Here is a 23,874-nt window from a genome sequence, read left to right as displayed (position 1 = left end):
GATTTTGATGACCCCCTTGACCATCATCCTCTGCGGGGCGGTGACGTTCGCCGTCCGCTACGCACTCTTCGGACCGATCGGCCCCGAACACCTGCCCACCCGTATCCGCAGCACCCTGCCCTACGTGATGCCGGCGGTGCTGATGGCGATCATCGTGCCGTCGGTGGTGCTGGCCGGGGACGCCGGCGACCCGAAGACGGTCGCCCCGTACCTGGTGGGGGCCGTCTGCGGGTTCACGGTCGGTGCGTTCAAGCGGGACGCCTTCTTCCTGGTGTTCGCGGTCGCCATGGCCGGCTTCATGGTCACCAAGTTCGCGCTGTGAACCAGCTCCGCCCTCCCTCCGGAACGAGGTCGAATTGATGTTGCCCCGACACAGCCGCGGGGGTGAGGCACTGCAAGGCGCCCTGGCCGCCGTCCCCGTCATCATCGGCGCGGTGCCGTTCGGCCTGCTGTTCGGCGCGCTCGCCGAGGCGCAGGGCCTGGACGTGGTCAACACCATGCTGATGAGCCTGGTGGTCAACTCCGGTTCCGCCCAGATGATCGGCCTCGGCATGATCACCTCGGGTGCCGCGTGGCCGCTGACCGTCATGACGGTCCTGCTGATCAACCTGCGGCACGTCTTCTACTCCGCCGCGCTGTCGCCCTACGTGCGGCCCATGCCCGTGTTCTGGCGCGCGGCCATCGCCTTCGGCATGACCGACGCCGTCTACGCCCTCGCGGCGAAGCGGTTCGGCGAACCCACGCCGGAGCAGGACAACCGGCGGTGGTACGTGCTGAGCAACGCCGCAGTCATCTACCTCGCCTGGAACCTCGCCACGCTCTGCGGCTGGATCTTCGGCCAGACCCTCGCCGACCTCAGCTCCTGGGGACTGGACTTCGCGGTCTACGCCTCGTACATCGGCCTGGTCGTCTCCTCCTTCACCACCCGCCGCGCGCTGCTCATCGGGCTCATCGCGGGCGCCGGCGGTCTTCTGCTGAGCCATCTGCCTTACCAGAGCGGCCTGTTCCTCGCCACGCTCGCCGGCACCGCGGTGGCGGCCTTCCTGGAGAGCAGGGCGCGCGTCGTCCCCGTCCCGGAGCCGAAGGCGGCGCAGCCGCACCCCGTACAGCCACCACCGCGGCCGCAACCGACGGCGCCGCAGCGCGCGGGCTCGCAGCCCGCCGAGGCGACGTGCGAGGAAGCACCGGACCGAGAGATCGGCAGCAGTCCGCGCTGAGGGCCCCGCGCCGCCACCGGGGCCCCGCCGGGCCACTTCTCCACCCTTCCCCATCCGCAGCAGCGGGGTGGGCTGGGCCGCCCCCAGCCGTGCCCCCGGTCGAGACCGGAACTTTCGAGATGAGCATCTTCCACCTGCAGCAGGCCCGCACCGCCCATCCCGCCCAGGCGGAGTTCTGGGACGCACAGCAGAGCGCCTGGGCCGAGCCCACCGTGCTCATACGCGACCACGCACACCACGGCGCCGGGCCCGCCGAGCGCATCACGGTCGCCCTGGAACCCGACACCGTACGGGCCGTCGCCCGGATCACCCAGGGCGACGCCGTCCTGAAGGCCGTCATCGGCGCGAGCGCCCTCGCGCTCCTCGCGGTCCGCAGCACCGACCTCCCCTCCGTCACGGTCTTCGCTCCCGTCCCCCGGAGGCAGGACCGGGACCAGGGGCAGGGTCCGACCCAGGACCAAGCCCAAGGCCAGGAACCCGACCGGACCGTCCCGATGAGCCTCGCGGTGACCGGTGAGGAGTCCGGCCGCGAGCTGCTCACCACCGTCCGCGCGGCCTACCTGGCAGCCTCGGCCAACCTGGACATCCCCGTCCGGCAGCTGCTCGACCAGCTCGACGCACGACCGAGCGACCTCGTCGTCTCCCTCGACGGACAGCTCACCGCCGAGGACGCCCGGGCGACGGGGAGCCCGCTGCTCTTCGACCTCCACCTGTCGGCCGACGGGCTCGCACCCCGCGTCGAACTCGACTACGACCCCGCCCACTTCACCGCCGCGACCGGCCGCCGCCTCGCCGCCGCCTACGCCCGCACGCTCGCCGGCCTGGTCGGCGAACCCTCGCTCCCCGTCGGACCGCTGCTCCGCCCGGACGCAGCCGAACTGGCTCAGATCGAGGAGGCGTTCAACGACACCGCGGCGCCCTTCCCCGACCACCGCCTCCTGCACGGCTTCCTGGAGGAGCGCGCCGCGGCCGAGCCGGACCGCGTCGCCGTCGTCGACGACGGCACCACGTACGGCGAGCTCAACGCCGCGGCGAACCGCCTCGCCCGCACCCTGCGCGCCTCCGGGGTGGAGCCGGGCAGCCCGGTCGCCGTGTGCGTCCCGCGTTCCACCGAGCTCCTGACGGCCATCTTCGGCGTCCTGAAGGCCGGCGGCGCCTACCTGCCCGTCGACCCGATGCTGCCGCCCAACCGCATCGCGTACCTGCTGGACCACAGCCGTGCGGCCCTCGTCGTCGCCACCCCGGACACGGCCGCCGTGGCCGGGGGACAGCGGGTGCTGCTGCTCGACGACCCCGCCGTCGCCGCACAGCCCGACGGCGACCTGGAGCCCGTCACCGGTCCCGACGACGTCGCGTACGTCATCTACACCTCGGGGTCCACCGGACGCCCCAAGGGGGTGATGGTCGAGCACCGGGCGATCGTCAACCGCCTCTGGTGGATGCAGAGCGCGTACCCGCTGCACGAGGGCGACGTGATCCTCCACAAGACGCCGTTCACCTTCGACGTGTCCGTCTGGGAGATCTTCTGGTGGTCCCTCGCCGGTGCGGCGGTGGCCACCCTGCCCAACGGCGACGAACGCGACCCGGAGCGGATCATCCGCCGGATCGAGGAGACCGGGGCCACCACCCTGCACTTCGTCCCCTCGATGCTCCACGCCTTCCTCGGCTTCGTGGGCGCGACGGGCGAGCGGGAGCGGCTCTCCCGCGTACGCCGGATCTTCGCGAGCGGCGAGGCCCTCGCCGTCGACCAGGTGCGGCAGTTCGACGAGCTCCTGGGCGACGGGCGTGAACTCGTCAACCTCTACGGCCCCACCGAGGCCGCCGTGGACGTCACCCACCAGCCCTGCGCCGACCTCGACACCACCCGGTCCGTGCCGATCGGCCGCCCCATCAGCAACATCCGGCTCAGCGTCAGGACCCGGTCCGGCGACCACGCCCCGATCGGCACCCCCGGCGAGCTGTGCATCGCCGGCACGGGACTCGCGCGCGGGTACCTGCACGCCCCCGAGCTCACCGCCGAGCGCTTCGTCACGGGCGAGGACGGCGAGCGCCGCTACCGCACCGGCGACCTGGCCCGGTGGCTCGCCGACGGCACCGTGGAGTACCTCGGCCGCCTCGACACCCAGGTGAAGATCCGCGGCTACCGCATCGAACTCGGCGAGATCGAGCACGTCGCCCAGCGGACCGCCGGAGTCCGTCAGAGCGCGGTCGTGGCCCGGCCCACCGACGCCGGGGACAGCCTCCTGGTGGCCTACGTCGTGACCGGCGACGGCTTCGACGCGACCGTCCTGCGCGCCGCCCTGGAGGCCGAACTCCCCTCCTACATGGTCCCGCAGCACATCATCGAGGTCCCCGCGATCCCCACCAGCCACAACGGCAAGCGCGACGTCTCCGGGCTGCCCGCGCCGCTGCTCGACGGAGGACCCGTCGCCGCCCACCGGGCCCCGCGCACACCGGTCGAGCAGCAGCTCGCCGGGATCTGGGCCGAGGTCCTCGGCCTCGACACGGTCGGCGTGGACGACAACTTCTTCTCCCTCGGCGGGGACTCCATCAAATTCATCACGGTGCTCGCCCGCTCCCGGGCCGCCGGTCTGGACTTCACCTTCCAGGAACTCTTCGGCCACCCCACCATCGCGGAGCTCGCCGAGCGCGTCGTCGCCGCCCGGCCGGACGCGCCCGAGCCCGACGTCGAGCCCTTCGCGCTGGTCGGCGCGGAGGACCGGGCGCTGCTCCCCGCGGACATCGTCGACGCCTACCCCATGTCACAGCTCCAGGTCGGCCTGATCTACGAGGCCCTGCGCGGCGGCACCGAGGGGATGTACCACGACATCCTCAGCTACCGGATCCGCGGCACCGTGGACACCGGCCTCTTCGAGCGGGCGGTCGCCTCGGTCGTACGCCGGCACTCCCTGCTGCGCACCTCCTTCCACCTGAACGGCTTCAGCACGCCGCTGCAGCTCGTCCACGCGAGTGCCCCGTCCCCGCTGCGGGTGTTCGACCTGCGCGGCCGGTCGGCCGAGGAGCAGGAGGAGGACCTGCGCCGGTACGCCGAACTCGAACTCCGCGGCGGCTTCCACTACGGCAGCACCGACCTGGTCCGGGTCCACCTCCACCTGCTGTCCGACGACGAGTACCAGTACTCGCTGAGCTACCACGACGCCGCGCTGGACGGCTGGAGCGTCAACACCGTTCACCGCGACGTGTTCTCCGCGTACTTCGCGATCCTGGACGGCGAGGAGCCGCACGGCGGCTCCCGGCAGGTCATGTCGCACCGCCAGTACGTGGCGCTGGAACAGGCCGCCGTCGGCTCGCCCGAGCAGCGCGGGTTCTGGCTGGAGGTGATGGAGGGCGCCGAGAGCACCCGGATCACCCCGTACACCGAGCCGGACCCCCAGCGCACCGGCGTGGGCATCCACGACGTCGTCTTCCCCGAGGACCTCTCGGACGCCGTCCTCGCGACGGCCCGCGCCCTGCGGGTCCCGGTGAAGGCGGTGTTGCTGGCCGCCCACGTCGGGGTCCTGGCCTTCGTCGCCGGCACCTCGGACGTCATCACCGGATACGAGCACTCGGGCCGCCCGGAGGTCGAAGGCGGACAGGACATCGCCGGCCTGTTCCTCAACACCCTGCCGTTCCGCGTCCGCGACCTCGGCACGAGCTGGGAGGACCTGGTTCACGCCGTCTACGCGGCCGAGGCCGGCCTGCTGCCGCACCGGCGGTTCCCGATGGCCGAGATCAAGCGCGCCGTCGGCAGCCGCGAGACACTGTTCGAAACCGTCTTCAACTTCACGCACTTCCACGTGCTCAAGGACCTCACCGCCCGCGACGGCTTCGAGCTGGTGCGCTCGATCGTCAACGTGCAGAGCGAGTTCCCCTTCCGAGCCGAGTTCTCCCAGGACGCCGTCAGCGACGAGGTGCTGCTGAGCCTGCACTTCCACCACGCGGTCTACGAGGCCGAGCAGGTCGAGCGCGTCGGCGGCTACTACCTCGACGCCCTGCGGGCGCTGGTCGCCGACCCGGCGGCGGACCGGGCCGCGACCCCGCTGATCGGCGCCCGGGAGCAGGCCCAGCTGACGGCGATGTCCGAGGGCCCCGCGTACCCGCTGCCGGAGGGGACCTTCCTCGACGCCTTCGCCGAGCAGGTCCGCCGGACCCCGGCCGCGATCGCCCTGGAGCACGGCGCCGAGCGGCTCGACTACGCCGCCCTCGACCTAGCCTCCGACCGGTACGCGGCGCAGCTGCTGGAGGCCGGCGTGACCCCCGGCGACGTGGTCACCACCGTGTTGCCGCGGGGCATCGACTGGTCGCTGACGATGCTGGCCCTGCTCAAGATCGGCGCGGTCTACCTCCCGCAGGACCGCGGCTTCCCGGCCGAGCGGATCGCCGCCGTGCTGCGGCGCAGCGCCTCGCGCTTCCTGGTCGCCGCGGCCGCAGACGCGCCGGGGATCGGCGCGGACCTGCGCGAACGCGTCGACGGACTCACCGTGGTGACGCTCCACGACACCGCCGAGGGCGTCGCGGCCGCACCCCCCGCCCGGCCGGAACCGGCGGACACCGCCTACATCATCTTCACCTCGGGATCCACCGGCGACCCCAAGGGCGCCACGGTGCGCCACTCCGGCATGCTCAACCACCTGCTGTCCAAGGTCGTCGACCTCAAGCTGACCGCCGACGACCGGGTCGCCCAGCTCAGCACCCAGTGCTTCGACATCTCCGTCTGGCAGCTGCTCGTCGCCTGGCTGGTGGGCGGACGCACCGTCATCTACGACCACGACACCGTCGTGGACCTGCCGGTCTTCCTCACCGCGCTGGCCGAGGACGGCATCACCATCCTGGAGACGGTGCCCTCGTACACCGACGCGCTGCTCACCGAGGTCGAGCAGCGGCCCGCGCCGCTCCCGTCCCTGCGCTTCAACATCATCAACGGCGAGACGCTGCCGCCCGCGCTGACCCGGCGATGGTTCGCGAACTACCGCATCCCGGTGATCAACGCCTACGGCCCGACCGAGTGCTCCGACGACGTGACCCACCACTTCATGGACAGCGGATTCGACGGGGTCCGCGTCCCGATCGGCCGGCCGATCATCAACACCAGCCTGCACGTCGTCGGCGCCGACGGCAGGCCGCGCCCCATCGGCAGCTACGGCGAGATCTGCGTGACCGGCGCCGGTGTCGGCCTGGGCTACGTCAACGATGCCGAGCGCACCGCCGCGGCGTTCGAGCCCAACACGCTCGACGGGCGGTCGGACCTGCTGTACCGCACCGGCGACGTGGGCCGGTGGCTCCCCGGCGGACTGCTCGACTGCGCCGGCCGCCGCGACGGCCAGGTCAAGATCCGCGGGTACCGCATCGAGCTCTCCGAGGTGGACGGGGCGGTCAACCGGCTGCCCGGCGTGGAGACCGCGGTGACCCTGGCCCGCGAGGTCGTTGGCGAGAAGCGGCTGGTGACCTTCTACACGGGCACGGCCGAGCCCGACCGCACCGAGTTCAAGCGGCAGCTCGCCGAGATCATCCCGGACTACATGCACCCCGAGATCCTCGTGCACCTCGACGCCTTCCCGCTGAACTCCAACGGGAAGACCGACCGCAAGGTGCTGGCCGCGCGGCCGCTGAGCACCGAGCGCGACGCCGAGCGCGAGCAGCCCGCCACCGAGGACGAGGAGTTCGTCCGCGACCTGTTCGCCTCCGTGCTCGGCGCGGCCCCCTCCGAGATCGGGGTCACCGACAACTTCTTCGAGATCGGCGGCCACTCGATCGCCGCGATGAAGGTCGCGGCCTCCTCCCAGGGCCGCATCGCCCTGCGCGACCTGCTGGTCCGCCCCACCGCACGACTGATCGCGGCGAGCTTCGCCCAGCGCGACGGCGCCCGCCGCGACCTCCTGATCGACCTCACCGCAGCCGCCGGGGCACGCCTGGACACCACCGACGCCCTCCTCGTCTGCATCCCCTTCGCGGGCGGCAGCGCGGTCAGCTACGTACCGCTGGCCCGGCAGCTCGCCGACGACGGCGTCGCCGCCCGCGTCATGGGCACGGAACTGCCGGGCCGCACGGTCGGCGACGACCGCCCGATGGTCGCCGTGGACGTCCTCGCCGAGCAGCTCGCCGACGAAGTGGCCCGGGAGGCCGCCGGCCGGCCCGTTCTGGTCCTGGGCCACTGCGCCGGCGCCTCGCTGGCGATGCACCTGATCCGGACGCTGGAGGGACAGGGCCACCACGTCGGCAGGCTGCTGATCGTGGCGAAGCTGCTGCGGTCGACGGACCCGGCCGACCACGCCGCCAACGAGGTGGTGCACATGAGCGAGCAGCAGATCATGGACTGGATGGCGGACAACACCGGACTCGACGAGGTCCACCGGCTGTCCGCGACCGAGCGCACCGACCTCGCCAGGTCGTTCCGCTACGACACGGTCGAGGCCACCCACGGCTTCCACCTCGCGCTCTCGGACCCCGGCCGCGCCGCCCTCAAGGCACCCGCCACCGTGGTCCTGTCCACCGACGACGCGCTGATGGGCGACCACACCGCGGCCGTCGGCAACTGGGAGCGGTTCGTGCCGCAGTGCCGCCTCGTCGTCACCGACCACGGCGGCCACTACCTCAACACCAGCCGCCCCGAACTCCTCGCCGAAACGGTCCGCCAGGACCTGGCCGCCCTGGAGCGCACCAGCTGAACGCACGGGGCGGCGGGCTCCGCGGAGCCCGCCGCCCCGCCCGGCGGCAGGGGATCCTGTCCGACCGCTCGAACGGGACCCCCACCCGAGAAACCGGAGAGAAGACATGAGTCCTTCCCACGACCAGGCGCCGGTGGGAGAGGCCGACCGGCTCACGGGCAGAATCAGCGGCACCCCCAGCCTGCTGCTCCACGAGGAAGTGCTGGAGCCCCAGTTCCGCTACGAGGCCGAGCACCTCCTGCCCTGGTACACCGCGATCGAGAAGGTCTTCGCGATCGAGTACCGGCGCATGGGTCTGATCACGGAGCCGCAGGCCGCCGAGATAGGCCGGCTGCTGCACCACGCGACCCGCGACCGCATCACCGCGGACGCGCGGACCAACATGTCCGACATCGCGTTCGCCCTGGAGCAGTACGTCGAGCAGGGCCTGAGCCGGCCCGTCACCGCCTGGCACGTCGACCGCAGCCGCAACGACATGCAGGCCACCGCCCAACTCCTCTTCGGACGGGGGCTGCTGCACGACGGCGCCCGCGCCCTCCTCACCTTCACCCGCGCCGTCCACCGGCTCGCCGCACGCACCGCCGACCTGCCGATGGTCGGGCAGACCCACCTCCAGGCGGCCCAGACCATCACCCCCGGCTTCTATCTCGCGGCCGTCTCCCAGCAGATGCTGCACACGCTCGGCCGGCTGCTGTCCACGTACGACGGGATCAACCTCTGCCCGCTCGGCTCCGGCGCCATGACGGGACAGGACCTCCCCTGGGACCGCGACGCGATGGCCGGATTGCTCGGGTGCCCGGCCCCCCAGCCGCACGCGCTCACCGGCGTGGCCTCGCGGGCCTGGGTCCTGGAGACCGCCGCCGAACTCTCCCTTCTCGGCTCCTCGCTGAGCCGGTTCATCAGCGACCTGATGACCTGGGGCAGCGGCCCGTACGGCTTCCTCGTGCTGCCCGACGAACTGTCCGGGATCTCGTCGGCCATGCCACAGAAGAAGAACTACCCCGTCCTGGAACGGATCCGGGGCAAGTCCGCCCACCTGAGCGCCTACTACTTCGACATGCTCCTCGCCCAACGCGCCACGCCCTTCAGCAACATGGTCGAGGTGTCGAAGGAGGCCGGGGCCAACCTGCTGCCGATGTTCACCACCCTGGGCACCACGCTGCGGCTGTTCACGGCGGTGGTCGAGCACCTCGACTTCGACGGGGAGCGGATGCGCGAGGCCGTCGACCGGGAGTTCCTCGGCGGATTCACCCTCGCCAACGAGCTGACCCTCCGGGAGTCGGTGCCCTGGCGCAAGGCCCAGGTCATCGCCGGCCGCTACGTCGTGGCGGCCGACGCCGCCGGACTGCCGCCCCGCCGGTGCGCACCGGAACTGCTGCGGACCGCGGCGGCCGAGCAGGGCTTCACCCTGGAGGCGCCCGGGGAGCTGCTCGCGACGGCCTTCCAGGGCGACGGCGAGCTGTACCGGAAGACGTCCGACGGATCGGCCCACCCCGACCGGGTGCGCGCCCTCCTCGACGACCAGGACGCCCTGCACCGGTCCCTCGACACCGCCTGGTCCACGCGCCGAGACGCCGTCGGCACCGCCCTGAAGCGCGTCGACGCCCTCCTCGGCCTCGGCGGCGCGGCGGTCCGCGAGGAGGTCGCGGAATGACCCGCGCCGACAGTACGGCCCCGGCCGCCCGGACTGCCGGTCCGGCACGGGTCGGCACCGGCCGGGCCCCGGGCACCTTCGGAGAGCTGCTCCAGGGGGCCACGTCGGCCGAGCAGCTCGACTTCCTCGTGACCCTGCCCATCGACCGGGGCGCGGAAGCCGTCTTCGCGGCCGACCCGGACACCACGGACGTCTCGGTGTTCCCGCCGCGCAAACACCGCTCCCGCCGGCTCGTCCAGCTCATGCTGCGCGAGTACGGCGTCCCGGGCGGCGGCCACCTCGACCTCCGGGGAGAACTTCCCGAGGGCAAGGGGCTGGCCAGCTCCTCCGCGGACCTGGTCGCCACCGCCCGCGCGGTCGCCGACGCCCTCGGGCGCACGGCGGACTGCGGGACCATCGAGTTCTTCCTGCGCCAGATCGAACCCACCGACGGCGTGATGTACCCCGGCGTCGTCGCCTTCTACCACCGCGAGGTCCGGCTGAGAGAGCGGTTCGGCGCGCTCAGCCCCCTATCCGTCGTCGGCGTCGAAGAGGGCGGCGTGGTCGACACCATTGAGTTCAACCGGCGGCCCAAGGACTTCTCGCCGGCCGAACGGCGCGAGTACGACGGCCTGCTGGAGGAGATCGGCCACGCCGTGCGCACCGGCGACCTGCGGTCGGTGGGCCGCGTGGCCACCCGCAGCGCCGTGATGAACCAGCGGCTGCGTCCCAAGCGCCTTCTCCAGCGGATGATCGACCTCTCCCGGGACGTCGACGCCCTCGGCGTCGCCGTCGCGCACAGCGGCACCGCCCTCGGCGTGCTGGTCTCCCGTTCCGACCCGGAGTACGCGCGCAAGACCGCCGAGACCCGGGCCCGCGCCACCGAACTCGCCGGCGGCGCCGCCGTCTTCCACTCCTGCGGCCAGCCGGCCCCCGACCACTCCTCACCCCGGAGGTGACCGTGCCCTACCAGAGCATCGTCGACGCCATCGGCCACACCCCGCTGGTCAGACTCGCGCTGGACCTCCCCGACCCGGTCGAGGTCTACGCCAAGCTGGAACTGCAGAACCTGTACGGAATGAAGGACCGCGTCGCCCGGCAGACGATCCTCCAGGCCCGCAGGACCGGGGAGCTCGCCGAGGGAGCACCCGTCATCGAGAGCTCCTCGGGCACCATGGCCCTCGGCGTCGCCCTCGTCGGCGCGCGCCTCGGGCACCCCGTGCACATCGTCACCGACCCCCGCATCGACCCCGTCACCCACGCCAAGCTGCACGCCCTCGGCTGCACCGTGCACGTCGTGGAGGCCATGTCGGGCGCCGGCTGGCAGAGCGCCCGGCTGGAACGCCTCGCCACGCTCATCCGGGACCTGCCGGGGGCCTTCTGGCCCCGCCAGTACAGCAACCCCGACAACCCGGGCGCCTACCGCTTCCTGGCCGAGGAACTGATCTCCGACCTCGGCCCGTTCGACGTCCTCGTCGGCTCGGTCGGCAGCGGGGGCTCGCTGTCCGGTTCCGCCCGCGCCCTGCGCCGGTTCCTGCCCGACCTGCGCGTCGTCGCCGTCGACTGCGTGGGCAGCGTCGTCTTCGACCAACCCGACAACCCCGGACGGCTCCAGGGCGGCCTGGGCAACAGCCTCGTACCGGCGAACCTGGACCGCGGCCTCATCGACGAGATCCACTGGCTCAACGACCACGAGGCGTTCGAGGCGACCCGCGCGCTGGCGCTGGAGCAGCAGATCTTCGCCGGGAACACCTCCGGCTCGGTCTACCGCGTCCTCCAGGACGTCGCCCGCCGGTCCGCCCCCGGCACCAGGATCGTCGGCCTCTTCCCCGACCGGGGCGACCGCTATGCCGACAACGTCTACAGCGACGCCTACTGGAGCGACCGCGCGGTGACCGGCCAGCCCCTCTCCCGCTCACCGGTCGAGGTCAGCCCCGGCACCGAGGTCACCACCTGGTCGTACGCCGTCCTCGGCGAGCGGCCCACCGGCCCGCGCAAGCTCCTGTTCGTCGAGGCCAACACCTCGGGGACGGGCGTCCTCGCCCTCGACCTGGCCCGCCGGCTCGGCCTGGAGCCCGTCCTGCTGACGAACGCCCCCGAACGCTACGCGGGCGCGCGGGACACCGACTGCGAGATCGTCGTCTGCGACACCGCCACCGAACGCGGCCTCAGAGCCGCCATCGGCGAGCGCTTCCCCCGCGGGGAGATCGCCGGCATCACCACCACCAGCGACTTCTACGTACCGGTCGTCGCCGCACTGGCCGACTGGCTGGGCTTGCCCGGCAACCCTCCGCAGGCCATGGCCGACAGCCGGAACAAGGCCACCGTACGCACCCTGCTCGACGCCGCGGGCATCGTCCAGCCGCGCTTCGCCGCCGTCCGCTCGCTCGCCGAACTCGCCGCGGCGGTGGCCCGGGTGGGCCTGCCGTGCGTCGTCAAGCCCGCCGACGACTCGGGCTCCAACGACGTGCTCCTGTGCCGGTCCTACGACGAGGCCCACGCGCACACCGAGCGGGTGCTGGCCGTCGAGACCAACGTCCGGGGACTGCCGACGGCGCGCACCGTCCTCGTCGAGGAGTACGTCGAGGGGCCCGAGTACAGCGTCGAGATGTTCAGCACGGACGGCGTGCCCGTGTGCGCCGGCATCACCGCCAAGACGGTCTCGGGCGGCCCCCACTTCGTCGAGCGGCAGCACGTCTTCCCGGCTCCGCTCGCCGAAGGCGACGCCGCTGCGCTGCGCGGGGCCGTGACGGCCGCCCTCACCGCGCTGGACGTCCTGACCGGCCCCACGCACACCGAGGTCCGGATGTCCGGCCGGGGCCCGCTGATCGTCGAGGTCAACCCCCGGCTGGCCGGCGGCATGATCCCCGAGCTGATCCGGCTGGCCACCGGCGTCGAGCTGCTGGAACAGCAGCTCCGCGCCGCCTGCGGCCTGGCCCCCGACCTGGAGGGGACCCGGGAGACGACGGCCGGCATCCGCTTCCTGACGGCCGACCGCGACGGAGTGCTCGCCGCCGTGGACGGCGCGGCCGAGGCCGCCGAGGTACCGGGCGTCGAGCGGGTCCACCTCACCGCGGCGCCGGGCCGCCCGGTCCGGGCCCCGCGGAACGCCTACGACCGGCTGGGATACGTGATCGCCGAGGGAGTCCTGCCGGAGAACGTCGTCAAGAGCCTGGACGAGGCCGGCCGGCTGCTGACCGTACGCCTCGAAGGGGCCTGACGCATCCATGTGGCAGAGACAGGGCCCCACCGATCCGCAAGGAGTCACCGTGCCGCAGGAAACGCCCTCGCCCGCCCGCATATCGGCTTCCATGGAACAACTGCGCCTCGACTACGCCGAGCGGTTCCCGGGGTGGACGCAGCAGCTCGTCACCGTCTTCTCCGGCAAGGCCGCGCCCGGACAGCGCGCGCCCCGCTGGATCACGCCTCCGCTCGTCAACTGGTTCCTGACGCTCACCCAGCTGGCCGCCGCGGTCCTCGCCAGCGTGTACGCCGTCCGGTTCCTCGACTGGTACGCCGCGGCGGTCCTGCCGCTCACCTGGCTCGTCACGGTCAACGCGGTGCGCAAGCTCCAGGTCACCTGGAGCCACCACGCCGTCCACAAAGAGGTCTCCGGCAACAAGCACGTGGACAAAGTGGTCCAGGTGGTGTCCAGCGCGGTCAGCCTGACCTCGAACTACGAGGACATCTTCGAGGACCACATCCGCAGCCACCACAACCGCAAGGTCTTCACCACGATCAAGGACCCCGACGCCGGCTTCCTGATGTACCTCGGCTTCCGGCCGGGCATGCCCATGGAACGGCTGCGCAGGACGCTCTACCGGACCCCGTTCTCCCCGAGGCTGCACCTGCCGTTCATCACCTTCCGCATCCGCACCAACTTCATCACCGCCACCTGGACCCGGCGGATCGCCTCCACGGTCTGGGTGGGCTTCCTCGCGCTGATGGGCTTCCGGATGGACGGTGTCGAGTACACCCTCGCCTTCGTCGTGCCCTGGCTGCCGCTGTTCCACTGGGCGGCGCTGTTCCAGACCGTGTCCGAGCACCCCTGGATGGCCTTCGACGGCGCCCCCACCAGCCGCGGCGACTACGTCTCGCGCTGCTGGGCCCGCTTCTGTCTGGAGCCCCTGCCCGCACGGGAGGCCCCGGCCGCCCGGCGCGCCGCGGCCTGGGCCCGCTGGACGGCCAGGATGGTGTTCCTCCAGACGCCCGCCCGGTTCGGCGTCCTCGTCTCCGACCTGCCGGCCCACGACCTGCACCACGTCGTCCCGGCCGACCACGCCTGGCACCTCGCGTTCTGGCACCGCCAGGGGCACGTCGACGCCGCCCACGAAAGCCGCATGGAGCAGCGCGAACTGACCATCACCGGCGCCATCGAGTACGTCCTCGGCGGCATCAGCCTCTCGCCGCTCGCGGCCACCCCGCCCCGGGCGGAGCCGGTGACGTGAGCGGAGCCCGAGACAAGCGCGGAGCCCGAGAGAGGCGCGGATCCCGCGACGTGAGCCCCCGACACCCCGCCGCCCCGCAGCGCGACCCGCACAAGGAGACGCCCATGCCCGCCGCCCCCACGACCCGGAAGCAGCTGCTGGTCATCGAGCCCATGTCCTCGGGACTGACCCTGCTCGGCGCCGCCCGCGACCTCGGCCTCGGCACCGTGGTCTTCTCCCACGACGCCGGCGACCGCGTGGTCCCCGAGGCCGCCCGCGCCGAGGTCGACACCTTCGTGGTCGTCGACACCAACGACCCGGCCGCGCTCGCCGCGGCCGCCGCCCGGGTCCACGCCCGGACACCTCTGAGCGGGGTCGTCTCGGGCTCGGAGTTCTACGTCGACGCCGCCGCCCGCATCGCCCACCAACTCGGCCTCCCCGGACTGCCCCTGGCGACCGCCGAGGCCGTCCGGGACAAGACCCGCATGCGCTCGGTGCTGTCGGCGGCGGGCATCCGCGTACCGCGGTACGCCCCCGTCTCCGCCCCCGGGGACCTGGACGCCGCGGCCGCCGCGGTCGGCTTTCCCTGCGTGCTGAAGCCGGCCGCCGGATCCGGTTCCATCCAGGTCAGCCGCGTCGACGACCGCGCGCAGCTGCAGGCCGCTTACCGCAGGCTCACCGACCGCGCCGACTTCGTCTTCGACCAGCCGGAGGACGGCCGGGCGCTGCTGGAGCAGTACCTGGACGGCCCCGAGTACTCCGTCGAGGGATACGCCATCGGGGACCGGGTGACCATCGTCTCCCTCACCCGCAAACTGCTCGGCGCCGAGCCCTACTTCGTCGAACTCGGCCACGTGGTGCAGGCTGATCTCGGCCCCGAGGCCCGCGCCCGGATCGCCGACTACACCACGGCCGTCGTCACGGGACTCGGCATCGGCCTCGGCCCCTTCCACGCCGAGGTGCGGCTCACCGGGGAGGGCCCCGTACTGATCGAGATCGGCGCCCGCCTCGCCGGGGACCGCATCGCCGAGCTGATCACCCTGGCGACCGGGGTCTCGCTGCGCCACATCATGGTCGCCGCGCACACGGGCCTCGACCCCGAAGCGGTGACACCGCCCGCCCAGCCCGCGGCGAAGTACGCCGCCGTGCACTTCTTCACCGCGCCCGGCCTCGACGTCCTCGACCGGATCGACGGCCTGGACGTGCTCGAACGGCACCCGCGGGTGGTCGAGGTGCGCACCTACCTGCGCCCCGGAGACCCCGTACCGGCCGCCCGCGACCTGCGGTGCCGGCTCGGGCACGTCGTCTTCACCGCGGACTCGGCCGAGGAGGAGGCCGAGCTGCGGGCCTGGGCCGCCGCCACGGTCCGCTTCGCATGACCCCCCGCCCGCCCGCCACCGCCGGCGGCCCACCGCCCGTACGAGGAGCCGTGATGAACCCGCAGTCCCTGGCCGACGCGGTGCACGCCCTGATGCCGCGGACCCGGTCCGAGCTCGCCGAGCTCGTCGCGTTCGAGTCGGTCGCCGACGTCCCGGCCCTCGCGGGGGAGTGCGGGGCGGCCGCCGCGTGGATCGCCGGCGCGATGACCGCGCAGGGCTTCACCGACGTCAGGCTGCTGGACACCCCGGACGGCACCCAGGCCGTCTGGGGGGAGCTCCCGGCGGCACAGGGCGCCCCCGTCGTCCTGCTCTACGCGCACTACGACGTACAGCCGGCGGCCGACCGGGACGCATGGGCCACCGACCCGTTCCGGCTCACCGAGGCCGGCGGACGCTGGTACGGACGGGGCGCCGCCGACTGCAAGGGCAGCGTGCTGATGCACCTGACGGCGCTCCGGGCCCTCGCGGCCGTCGGCGGCCGACTGCCCGACGTGCACGTCAAGTTCATCGTGGAAGGCTCGGAGGAACAGGGCACCGGAGGCCTCGAACGCTACGCCGAGGCCCACCCCGAGCTGCTGGCCGCGGACGTCGTCGTCATCGCCGACACCGCGAACGTCGCGCTCGACGTGCCCACCCTCACCACCTCGCTGCGCGGCATGACCACGGTGGAGGTCCACACCCGGACCCTCGCCGCGAACGTGCACTCCGGCAGCTTCGGCGGCGGCGCCCCCGACGCCCTCGCGGCGCTGATCCGCCTGCTGGACAGCCTCTACGACGAGGACGGCCACACCCGCGTCGCCGGGCTGGAGCGGACGCAGACCTGGGGCGGATCCCCCTACCCCGTCGAGAAGTTCCGCGCCGACGCGGAAGTGCTGCCCTCGGTGGAGCTGCCCGGCACGGCGGCCCTCGCCGACCTCCTCTGGGCCCGCCCCGCCGCCACGGTGGTGGGCATCGACTGCCCGGCCGTCGCGGGCGCGACCTCCGCCGTACAGCACCGGGCGCGCGCCCTGGTGAGCCTGCGGGTTCCGCCCGGTACGGAGGCCGCCCGCGCGCAGGAGGCCCTCGCGGCGCACCTCGAAGCGGCCGCCCCGCGGAGCGCGGAGGTCACCGTCGAACGCCTCGGCGTGTGGGAGGCGTTCGAGACGGGCAGCGACGGTCCGGCGCACCGGGCGATGCTGAACTCCCTGCGCGACGTCTTCGGGACCGAGCCGGCCCGCTGCGGCCAGGGCGGCTCCATCCCGGTCTGCGTCACGCTGGCCGGCCTCTACCCGGACGCCGAGTTCCTGCTGCTGGGGGTGCAGGACCCGGCCTCCCGCATCCACTCCACCGACGAGAGCGTCGACCCCGGGCTGCTGGCCCGCATGGCCACCGCCGAGGCGCTGTTCCTGCACCGGCTGGCCGCCCGGCCAGCCTGACCGGGGCGGCCCGCACGGGTCGCCCTTACCCGATCCACCGCCCACTCCTCTTACCGTCCGTTCGTTTCCTTCCGCATTGGAGCATCCATGTCCGCCACACCCCAGTTCTCCGTCATCGGCGGAGCCGCAGTCAGCGAGGTCCTCGACGGGGATCCGCAGCGGGTCATCGACGTCGTGCGCCGCGCCTACCTCACCCACGGCGAGCAGCAGAGCGTCAACCCGCCCAGCTACTTCCTGCGGTTCCCGGACCGGCCCGACTCCCGGATCATCGCCCTCCCGGCGGCGCTGGGCGGCGACTTCGGGGTCGACGGGATCAAGTGGATCTCCAGTTTCCCGGGCAACATCGCGAGCGGACTGCCGCGCGCCTCCGCGGTGCTGATCCTCAACGACCACGAGACGGGCTACCCCTTCGCCTGCCTGGAGAGCTCCATCATCAGCGCGACCCGCACGGCGGCCTCGGCCGCCCTCGCCGCGGTCCAGCTGCACGCCGACCGCGACCGGCCGCGCTCGATCACCTTCGTGGGGACCGGCCTGATCGCCCGGTACATCGAGAAGTACCTGGCCGCGGCCGGCTTCGGGTTCGACGCGATCAACATCTTCGACACCAGTGCCGAGTACGCGGATTCGTTCAGCGGCTACCTGTCCGGGCTGGGCCGCGGCGCGAAGATCTCCGTCCTCCCCGATGCCGAGACGGCCGTCCGGGCGTCGGAGCTGATCGTCTTCGCGACGACGGCCGCCACCCCGCACGTGCACGACCTCGGGTGGTTCGACCACAACCCGGTGGTGCTGCACGTCTCGCTGCGCGACCTGTCCCCGGAGATCATCCTCGGCTCCACCAACATCGTCGACGACGTGGAGCACTGCCTGAAGGCCGACACCTCGCCCCACCTGGCCGAACAGCGCGTGGGGAACCGGGACTTCATCGACGGAACCCTGTACGACGTCATCGAGGGGAAGGTCGGGATCCCCCAGGACAAGCCCGTGGTCTTCTCGCCGTTCGGCCTGGGCGTCCTCGACCTCGCCGTGGGCACCACCGTGTTCAGCGAGGCCACCCGGCGCGGTCTCGCCACCCGGATCGACCACTTCTTCCACGACCTCAGCCGCTACGCCTGATCCGTACCCACGCGTCCTGCGCCCGGCTGCTCACGCGGCCGGGCGCAGGACGTACGGGCGGGTCACACAGCCCGCGGGCGATCCTGCTTCACCGCTCGCAGGACGACGAACTTCGGCTCGCTCGCGACGACTTCGCTGTTGCCGAACAGCCGCCGCAGGTGCGTGTGGTAGCCCATGTGCCGGTTGGCGACCACCCACAGCTCGCCGCCGTGGCGGAGCACCTTGCGCGACTGCGCGAACATCCGCAGCGCGGTCGCGTCCGTCGTGGCCTGGTGGGAGTGGAACGGCGGATTGCTCAGCACCAGGTCCACGGAACCCGGGGGCAGCATGGACACGCCGTCCCCGACGAGGAACTCGGCGGTCCGCCGGCCCTCGCGGACGTTCGCTTCGTAGGTGGCCCGCGCCGAGGCGACGGCCTGGTACGACTCGTCGGTGAAGACGACGTCGGCGTCCGGGTCGTGCACCTGGACCGCCGTACCCACGACGCCGTTGCCGCAGCCGAGGTCCACGACCCGGGCGCCGTCGGTGTTGGTCGGCAGGTTCTGCAGGAAGAAGCGGGTGCCGATGTCGAGCCGGTCCGCGCAGAAGATCCCGGCGTGGTTGACGACGGTCAGCCCGGCGCCGGAGCCGCCGTCCTCGTCCACCGTGTACGTCAGCGGCCACGGCCCGGGGGTCGCGGGCCGCGTGGCGCCGGGAGTACCCGGCGTACAGAAGATCAGCCGCGCCTTCTTCTCGGCGAGGGAGGTCTTCGTCGGGCCCAGGATTCGCTCGAAGAGCCGCAGGGTGGAGGTGTGGATCTCCTTGACCATGCCGGCGCCGACGACCACGGTCCCCGCGTGCACGTGCGGGGCCACCCGGTGCAGCTGGTCCTCCAGCAGCGCCAGGCTCTTCGGCACGCGCACCAGCAGGACGTCGATCCGCTCCGGCGGCGCGTCCTGCGTGGTCAGCAGGGACACCGTCGCCTTCGCCGTGCCGATGCCGGCCCGGTCCAGGTTCGCCGCGGTGGCGGAGCGGGTCAGGGAGGAGTCGGTGATCTGCGCCGGGTGGTAAGCGGCGAGCGCCGTGGTCAGCGCCCCCCAGCGGTCCCCTAGCACGGTGATCTGCCCGGCGCCGGCCAGGTCCACCGGGCCGCGTTCGCCCGTACCGGAAGCGAGGTGGCGCAGGAGGTACTCGTCGGCGGCGTCCCAGGCGAAGAGCCGGTCGCGCGGGTCCTCGGGGAAGCGGGTGAGCTCGTAGGAGCCGAAAGGCGTGGTCAGACGGTTCATATTGGCCCCAGGCTAACCGAGCCCGGGGCCGAGCCCCGCATGGACGGGGCCGGGGCCCCGCTCGGACGGGCCCGCACGCGCGCTCGGACGGGCCCGCACGCGCGCCCGGACGGGGCCGGGACCCTGGCACCACGGGGCCGGAGCCCCGTCCCGGGCGCCCCTATTCGGGCAGCTCGCCCGCCATCGCCGCGGCCATCCGCAGGTGCGGACGGGCCTCGGCGGCCCGGCCGAGCCGCTCCAGCGTGCGACCGAGCATGAGCTGGGCGTAGTCCTCCACGGGCCAGCGCTCCAGGACGGCGCGGAGCTCGGACTCGGCGCGCGAGAGCTGGGCGGAGTGGTAGTACGCACGGGCCAGCAGCAGCCGGGGCGCCAGCTGCTCGGGGGTCTCCTGCGCCAGGGTCTCCAGGACGCGGGCGGCGGTCGCGTACTCCTTCGCGTCGAAGAAGAGCCGGGCGCGCTCCCAGCGCTCGGCCGCGGTCCCGTGCCCGAGGTACGTCGTCGGCCCGTTCATCGTGTCCCTTCCGCCGGTCGGGTGGTCTGTCCGCTGCCTCCAACACGCCTGTACCGCGGAACATTCCGCTCGGCGCGGCCGCCGCGCGCGGCTAGGTTGTCCGCATGAGCAATCTCGATCGCCAGCCCGCCCTCTCCGCCTGCGGCGGCCGCGGTTTCGTCGTGGCCGAACCGGTCCGCGAGCTCCTCAGCCCGCGCACGGTCAAGCTCGGGGAGTCCACGGAGGTCCGACGCCTGCTGCCGAACCTCGGCCGCCGGATGGTGGGCGCCTGGTGCTTCGTCGACCACTACGGTCCCGACGACATCGCCGACGAGCCCGGCATGCAGGTGGCGCCGCACCCGCACTCCGGTTTGCAGACCGTGAGCTGGCTGCACGAGGGCGAGGTGCTGCACCGCGACAGCGTCGGCAGCCTGGAGACGATCCGGCCCCGCGAACTGGGCCTCATGACCTCCGGCCGGGGCATCAGCCACTCCGAGGAAAGCCCGCGCCCGCACGCCCGGCTCCTGCACGGCGCGCAGCTCTGGGTGGCCCTGCCGGACGCCCACCGCAACGTGGAACCGCACTTCCAGCACCACGCCGACCTCCCGCGGGTCACGGCCCCCGGCCTGACGGCGACGGTCATCCTCGGCACCCTGGACACGGCCACCTCGCCCGGTACGGCGTACAGCCCGATCGTCGGCGCCGACCTGACCCTGGCGGCGGGCACCGAGACGCGGCTCCCGCTCGACCCGGACTTCGAGTACGCGGTCCTGTCGATGTCGGGCGAGGCCCACGTGGACGGCGTCCCGGTCCTCCCGGGCTCGATGTTGTACCTGGGCTGCGGCCGCACGGAACTCCCGCTGCGGGCGACGTCGGACGCGAGCCTGATGCTCCTGGGCGGCGAGCCGTTCGAGGAGGAGATCGTCATGTTCTGGAACTGGATCGGGCGGAGCAACGAGGAGATCGTACAAGCCCGCAAGGACTGGATGGAAGGCTCCCGGTACGGCGAAGTGAAGGGCTACGACGGCCCTCCGATCCCCGCTCCGCAGCTCCCGCCGGTACCCCTGAAAGCACGCGGTCGGGTGCGCTGACCTGCACCTTTATGGACTAGGTCGATCAGTCGGGATCAGTCGAGGAGATGCCGCATCCCGCGCGGAGATCGTTCCCGCGGGGCGGGCGACGGGAGGCTCCGGAAGGCCCACGCAGTGCCCTCGACGTTCCCAGGTATGACCAGCTGGGGTCAGCTTTGCCAGGACCAATGCTGACCCAATGCTGACTTTGGTGACAGTTCGTCAGCTCGCTAGATCGTTTCCGGCGGTCGTGAAGGAGTCCTGGGCGGGGGCCTCGGACGCGGTGCGACGGGTTGTACGGAGCGTAGTCGTCAGAGGTTTCGTCGCACGGCCTGGATGCAGCGGCTGCCTGCGGCGTTCGACTGGTCACTCGGGTAGGCCACTTCGACATTCATGCCGCTGTCGGTGTCTAGCGAGTGTGGTCGTCGGCCTCGGATCGCGCATACGAGACGATGCGCGCGTGCAGCATGCCGAGCGCCATGCGAAGGCGGTACGCGCGCCAGTCGGCGCCGGCCCTGTCGTGCCAGACGCATTGCCTGCCCGCCCGCCCGTCCATCCAGGGCGCCGGTATCCCCGACGTCATGCCGGTGGGGCCGGTCAGGTCCGCACGCGGCTGTTGGGTCCATTCGAATGGAGCCAACGACCCGGACGCTCGTATGAGCGGGGCCCCGGTGGCGGCGCCTGTCGCGCGGTTCCCGGCGCGATCAGGTAACCAGGAACGGTGGACAAGGACGCGACCGACCCCTTCGTGCATGTCCGGGGCGCCAGTGAGAACAACCTGCGGAACATCGACGTCGACGTTCCGCGGGACGCGATGGTCGCCTTCACCGGCGTCTCCGGCTCGGGCAAGTCCTCGCTCGCGTTCGGCACGCTCTACGCGGAGGCCCAGCGGCGCTATTTCGAGTCCGTGGCACCGTACGCCCGGAGGCTGCTGCAACAGGTCGGTGCACCGCACGTGGAGGAAATCACCGGACTGCCACCTGCCGTGGCCCTGCAACAGCGGCGCGGGTCGCCCAGCTCGCGCTCGACGGTCGGCACCCTCACCACGCTGTCCAATCTGCTGCGCATGCTGTACTCCCGCGCCGGCACCTATCCGCCCCGGGCGGCCCGGCTGGAAGCCGAGTCGTTCTCACCCAACACCACGGCCGGCGCCTGCCCCGAATGCCACGGACTGGGCGTCGTGCACGACGTCGCCGAGGACCTGCTCGTCCCGGACCCCTCGCTGAGCATCCGCGAGGGGGCGATCGCCGCCTGGCCGGGCGCTTGGCAGGGAGCCAACCTGCGCAGTGTCGTGAGCGGCCTGGGGATCGACATCGACCGACCGTGGCGCAGGCTCAAGAAGAAGGACCGGAACTGGCTGCTGTACACCGACGAGCAGCCCTCCGTGTACATCGAGCCGGAGGAGGACCGCGTCGACTACGGCTACCAGGGCAAGTTCTGGAGCGCCCGCAAGCACGTCATGCACGTCCTCACCGACTCCAAGAGCGAGAAGATGCGCGAACGGGCGCTCCGGTTCGTCAGGAGCGTGCCCTGCCCGCAGTGTCACGGCAGCGGACTGCGGCCCGAGGCGCTCGCCGTGACCTTCGCCGGACGTTCCATCGCCGAGATCAACGCGATGCCACTCACCAAGGTCGTGGCGCTGCTGCGGCCCGTCGCGCAGCGGTCCGAGGCCGACGCCACCACCTCGACCGCCCGATCCGGGGAGACCACCGAGGTCGCGGTCCGGATCTGCGGCGATCTGGTCGCGCGGATCGACGTACTGCTCGACCTGGGCCTCGGATATCTCAGCCTCGGGCGCCGCTCGACGACCCTGTCGCCCGGCGAGGCGCAGCGCCTGCGGATCGCCACCCAGCTGCGCTCGGGGCTGTTCGGCGTCGTCTACGTCCTCGACGAACCCTCCGCGGGCCTGCACCCGGCTGACGCGGAACCGCTGCTGGACGTGCTGGAGCGCCTCAAGGCGGCGGGCAACTCGCTGTTCGTCGTGGAGCACGACATGGACGTCGTACGGCGGGCCGACTGGGTGGTCGACATCGGCCCCGGCGCGGGCGAGGGGGGCGGCCGCGTGCTGTACAGCGGCCCGGTCGCCGGTCTGGAACAGGTGGCGGAGTCGGCCACGAGCCAGTACCTGTTCGGGCGCGCCGAACCGCTCGACCACCGCCCGCGCACACCGCAGGGCTGGCTGCACCTGAGCGGCGTCTCCCGCCACAATCTGCACGACGTGTCCGTCGACGTACCGCTGTGCGTACTGACGGCGGTGACGGGCGTGTCCGGTTCCGGAAAGTCGACACTGGTGACGCAGGTGCTCGCCGAGGTCGTCCGCGGCCACCTCGGACTCGTACCCGAGGAGCCCGATGAGGCGCAGCTGATCGTTGACGTCCAGGACGCTACGGGGGTCGAGTCGTTCGACCGGCTGGTCCGGGTCGACCAACGGCCCATCGGCCGGACTCCCCGTTCCAACCTGGCCACGTACACGGGGATGTTCGACGCGGTGCGCAAGCTGTACGCGTCGACGGACGAGGCCAAGGCGCGTGGCTACTCGACCGGGCGGTTCTCCTTCAACGTGCCCGAAGGACGGTGCGAGACCTGCCAGGGCGAGGGATTCGTCTCGGTGGAACTGCTCTTCCTGCCCGGCACCTACGCACCGTGCCCGACCTGCCGGGGAGCCCGGTACAACGCCGAAACGCTGGAGGTCACCTACCGCGGCAAGAACATCGCGGAGGTGCTGGGGCTCTCCGTCGATGCCGCCGCCACGTTCTTGTCCGCCGTCCCGGCCGCCTTCCGCAGTCTGGAGACGTTGCGCGAGGTGGGACTGGGGTACCTGCGGCTGGGACAGCCCGCGACGGAGCTCAGCGGTGGTGAGGCGCAACGCATCAAGCTGGCCACCGAGCTGCAGCGGGCCCGCCGCGGCCACGCGCTCTACCTGCTCGACGAGCCGACGGCGGGGCTGCACCCCGCGGACGTCGCGCTGCTGCTGCGACAGCTGCACCGGCTCGTCGACGCCGGCAATACGGTCGTCCTCGTCGAGCACGACCTGGACACGATCACCACCGCCGACTGGGTCATCGACCTCGGGCCGGGCGGCGGCGACGCGGGCGGGCGGGTGGTCGCGGCGGGCCCGCCGGCCAAGGTGGCGAAATCCCGCCGCAGCATCACCGCGCCCTACCTCGCGGCCCGGCTCGCGCGCGGGTGATCGATCTGCC

Annotated in this window: 14 protein-coding genes; 12 read left to right on the top strand and 2 right to left on the bottom strand. The window is 72.4% G+C overall.

From position 1 onward, the window contains the following. Window positions 1-7: 7 nt before the first annotated feature. The 10 genes from ACFWW8_RS16050 to sbnB all read left to right on the top strand — a co-directional run bounded on the left by ACFWW8_RS16050 (window position 8) and on the right by sbnB (window position 17,849). A complete protein-coding gene (locus tag ACFWW8_RS16050) occupies window positions 8-322 on the top strand; it encodes an AzlD domain-containing protein (protein WP_386528908.1) in 315 nt (104 codons plus the stop codon). A 37-nt stretch (window positions 323-359) separates the two neighbouring features. Beyond that, window positions 360-1,217 (top strand): AzlC family ABC transporter permease, encoded by an 858-nt coding sequence (locus tag ACFWW8_RS16045; protein ID WP_386528905.1) that lies wholly within the window; start codon window positions 360-362, stop codon window positions 1,215-1,217. Window positions 1,218-1,336: 119 nt separating this feature from the next. Beyond that, entirely contained in the window at window positions 1,337-7,882 is a 6,546-nt protein-coding gene (locus ACFWW8_RS16040) for an amino acid adenylation domain-containing protein (protein WP_386528902.1), read from the top strand. A gap of 106 nt (window positions 7,883-7,988) precedes the next feature. Continuing rightward, complete coding sequence (locus tag ACFWW8_RS16035; protein ID WP_386528900.1) at window positions 7,989-9,536, top strand: argininosuccinate lyase; 1,548 nt, start codon at window positions 7,989-7,991, stop codon at window positions 9,534-9,536. Further along, complete coding sequence (locus ACFWW8_RS16030; protein WP_386528897.1) at window positions 9,533-10,474, top strand: kinase; 942 nt, start codon at window positions 9,533-9,535, stop codon at window positions 10,472-10,474. Before ACFWW8_RS16035 ends, ACFWW8_RS16030 begins: the two co-directional genes overlap by 4 nt. Before the next feature lie 2 nt (window positions 10,475-10,476). After that, entirely contained in the window at window positions 10,477-12,735 is a 2,259-nt protein-coding gene (locus ACFWW8_RS16025) for a pyridoxal-phosphate dependent enzyme (protein WP_386528895.1), read from the top strand. Window positions 12,736-12,784: 49 nt separating this feature from the next. Continuing rightward, entirely contained in the window at window positions 12,785-13,963 is a 1,179-nt protein-coding gene (locus tag ACFWW8_RS16020) for a hypothetical protein (RefSeq protein ID WP_386528893.1), read from the top strand. 50 nt (window positions 13,964-14,013) lie between these two features. Beyond that, window positions 14,014-15,321, top strand: coding sequence for an ATP-grasp domain-containing protein (locus ACFWW8_RS16015; protein WP_386528890.1), 1,308 nt, complete (start codon window positions 14,014-14,016; stop codon window positions 15,319-15,321). A gap of 53 nt (window positions 15,322-15,374) precedes the next feature. Continuing rightward, window positions 15,375-16,736 (top strand): M20/M25/M40 family metallo-hydrolase, encoded by a 1,362-nt coding sequence (locus ACFWW8_RS16010; RefSeq protein WP_386528888.1) that lies wholly within the window; start codon window positions 15,375-15,377, stop codon window positions 16,734-16,736. An 87-nt stretch (window positions 16,737-16,823) separates the two neighbouring features. Beyond that, entirely contained in the window at window positions 16,824-17,849 is a 1,026-nt protein-coding gene (sbnB, locus tag ACFWW8_RS16005; RefSeq protein WP_386528885.1) for a 2,3-diaminopropionate biosynthesis protein SbnB, read from the top strand. Between the two features lie 62 nt (window positions 17,850-17,911). Here the strand turns inward: sbnB and ACFWW8_RS16000 are convergent, their stop codons facing one another. Continuing rightward, window positions 17,912-19,105: a methyltransferase gene (locus ACFWW8_RS16000; RefSeq protein WP_386529007.1), complete on the bottom strand. Its 1,194-nt coding sequence runs from the start codon at window positions 19,103-19,105 to the stop codon at window positions 17,912-17,914. 169 nt (window positions 19,106-19,274) lie between these two features. Continuing rightward, on the bottom strand, window positions 19,275-19,625 hold the full coding sequence (locus ACFWW8_RS15995) for a tetratricopeptide repeat protein (protein ID WP_386528883.1): 351 nt from the start codon (window positions 19,623-19,625) through the stop codon (window positions 19,275-19,277). A gap of 104 nt (window positions 19,626-19,729) precedes the next feature. On the opposite strand from ACFWW8_RS15995, the gene ACFWW8_RS15990 reads away from it, so the two are divergent. Then, entirely contained in the window at window positions 19,730-20,695 is a 966-nt protein-coding gene (locus ACFWW8_RS15990) for a pirin family protein (RefSeq protein ID WP_386528880.1), read from the top strand. A 700-nt stretch (window positions 20,696-21,395) separates the two neighbouring features. After that, on the top strand, window positions 21,396-23,864 hold the full coding sequence (uvrA, locus tag ACFWW8_RS15985; protein ID WP_386528878.1) for an excinuclease ABC subunit UvrA: 2,469 nt from the start codon (window positions 21,396-21,398) through the stop codon (window positions 23,862-23,864). Window positions 23,865-23,874 lie beyond the last annotated feature (10 nt).

Source organism: Streptomyces sp. NPDC058701 (genome assembly GCF_042715295.1).
GTDB lineage: Bacteria > Actinomycetota > Actinomycetes > Streptomycetales > Streptomycetaceae > Streptomyces.
Note: the sequence above shows the minus strand (reverse complement) of the source record. Positions and strands in the feature narration are given on the sequence as shown.

Coding starts and splice junctions, on each gene's coding strand:
- ACFWW8_RS16050 (WP_386528908.1), top strand. CDS start 8: ATGACCCCCTTGACCATCATCCTCTGCGGGGCGGTGACGTTCGCCGTC.
- ACFWW8_RS16045 (WP_386528905.1), top strand. CDS start 360: ATGTTGCCCCGACACAGCCGCGGGGGTGAGGCACTGCAAGGCGCCCTG.
- ACFWW8_RS16040 (WP_386528902.1), top strand. CDS start 1,337: ATGAGCATCTTCCACCTGCAGCAGGCCCGCACCGCCCATCCCGCCCAG.
- ACFWW8_RS16035 (WP_386528900.1), top strand. CDS start 7,989: ATGAGTCCTTCCCACGACCAGGCGCCGGTGGGAGAGGCCGACCGGCTC.
- ACFWW8_RS16030 (WP_386528897.1), top strand. CDS start 9,533: ATGACCCGCGCCGACAGTACGGCCCCGGCCGCCCGGACTGCCGGTCCG.
- ACFWW8_RS16010 (WP_386528888.1), top strand. CDS start 15,375: ATGAACCCGCAGTCCCTGGCCGACGCGGTGCACGCCCTGATGCCGCGG.
- sbnB (WP_386528885.1), top strand. CDS start 16,824: ATGTCCGCCACACCCCAGTTCTCCGTCATCGGCGGAGCCGCAGTCAGC.
- ACFWW8_RS15995 (WP_386528883.1), bottom strand. CDS start 19,625: ATGAACGGGCCGACGACGTACCTCGGGCACGGGACCGCGGCCGAGCGC.
- ACFWW8_RS15990 (WP_386528880.1), top strand. CDS start 19,730: ATGAGCAATCTCGATCGCCAGCCCGCCCTCTCCGCCTGCGGCGGCCGC.